This is a genomic window from Pararcticibacter amylolyticus, from assembly GCF_003130405.1.
Taxonomy (GTDB): domain Bacteria; phylum Bacteroidota; class Bacteroidia; order Sphingobacteriales; family Sphingobacteriaceae; genus Arcticibacter; species Arcticibacter amylolyticus.
In genome coordinates this window covers 36,564-38,151 of the sequence record NZ_QEAS01000012.1, presented here as the reverse complement: position 1 = coordinate 38,151, position 1,588 = coordinate 36,564, and the positions used below count along the sequence as shown (strand labels likewise).

The following is a 1,588-nucleotide window of genomic DNA, read 5'->3' as shown; positions in this document are numbered from 1 at the left end:
CGGGAATTGACCGCTGCTAACGATCATATTAACAATAATGATGAAGAGTTTTAAGTTATTAGGCGTCGTTTGTCTTATAATATCAGGGCTGAATGCTTTCGGGCAGAAGAGAAGCCAGATATTGGGAACTGGATTATTAGAGAATTATACCAGGTATTTTAATTCTCTGGATAGTGAGGATGTAAAGAACTATGTTTCCAATGCAGATGCTGCCAAGTGGATCGCCGTAAATGCACCTTTGTTTGAATGTCCCGATTCCGCTATTCAGAAGATCTATTACTACAGGTGGTGGACATTCAGAAAGCATCTTAAGGAAACGCCGGCAGGTTTCATTTTTACTGAGTTTATCACTCCGGTAAAGCATGCAGGAAAATATAACGCAATAAGCTGTGCACTCGGACATCATATTTATGAAGGACGCTGGCTGAATGATCAGAAATATCTTGATCAGTATATTCACTTCTGGGTTTTAAAAGACAAAACCTTTCCGGCACCCCGTTTTCATGCTTTCAGCAGTTGGGTAGACGATGCAATCTACAACAGGTATCTCGTTCATCAGGATAAGAACTTTGTAACGGCTCTTCTTCCCGAACTTGATGCCGACTACCGTAAGTGGGAATCTGAAAAACAGCTGCCGTCGGGCTTATTCTGGCAGTTTGATGTAAAGGACGGAATGGAAGAATCTGTAAGTGGTGGTAGAAAAGTGAAAAACCGCAGACCAACTATCAGTACATACATGTATGCAAATGCACTGGCTCTTTCAAAGATGGCTGCAATGGCGGGTAATGACAGCCTGGTAAAAGTATACAAGAATAAGTCAGCCCAATTAAAGAAACTGGTAACAGATAGCTTATGGAGTGATAGTGCTTCCTTTTTCCTCACCCTGAAGGAAGATGGTAAACTTGCGCCCCGGGAAGCAATAGGTTTTATTCCCTGGTATTTCAATCTCCCTGATGATAAGGCAAAATATGCAAAGGCCTGGAATCAGCTCACTGATACGGCAGGCTTTAACGCCCCCTGGGGATTGACCACTGCGGAACGTCGCGAACCTACCTTCAGAACCAGAGGGTCCGGTCACGGGTGTGAATGGGACGGTGCTATATGGCCCTTTGCTACTACTCAGACGCTAAAGGGGCTGTCAAACCTGCTTCAGAACTATAAAAAGCAGGGAAGCATGACTGCCGATAACTTTTATAACGAACTTCATAATTATGCCATGTCTCATGTGCTCGACGGCAAAACGTATATCGGCGAATACCAGGATGAAAAAACGGGAGAATGGCTTAAAGGTGATATCCCAAGAAGCCGCTTCTATAATCACTCGGGATTCTGTGACCTGGTCATCAGCGACCTTGTTGGCTTGAAGCCCAGGCCCGATAACATCGTAGAGATCTGTCCCCTGGTCCCTGAAAATAAGTGGGACTGGTTCTGCCTTGATAATGTCACTTATCACGGAAAACAATTAACCATCATTTGGGATAAAACCGGTAAGAAGTACGGCAGGGGAAAAGGCCTGAAGGTGTTTGCTGATGGAAAACAGATCATCAGCTCAGCAAAGTTGAAGGATGTGAAGGGGAAGATGTAGGGG

At 44.4% G+C, this 1,588-nt stretch carries 1 protein-coding gene; it reads left to right on the top strand.

Translation table 11 applies throughout. The features are described from left to right. The first annotated feature begins 37 nt into the window (after nt 1-37). Nucleotides 38-1,585, top strand: coding sequence for an MGH1-like glycoside hydrolase domain-containing protein (locus DDR33_RS14935; protein ID WP_202913751.1), 1,548 nt, complete (start codon nt 38-40; stop codon nt 1,583-1,585). Nucleotides 1,586-1,588 lie beyond the last annotated feature (3 nt).

Excerpts from the sequence above, each read along its gene's own strand:
- DDR33_RS14935 (WP_202913751.1), top strand. The coding sequence starts at position 38 with ATGATGAAGAGTTTTAAGTTATTAGGCGTCGTTTGTCTTATAATATCA.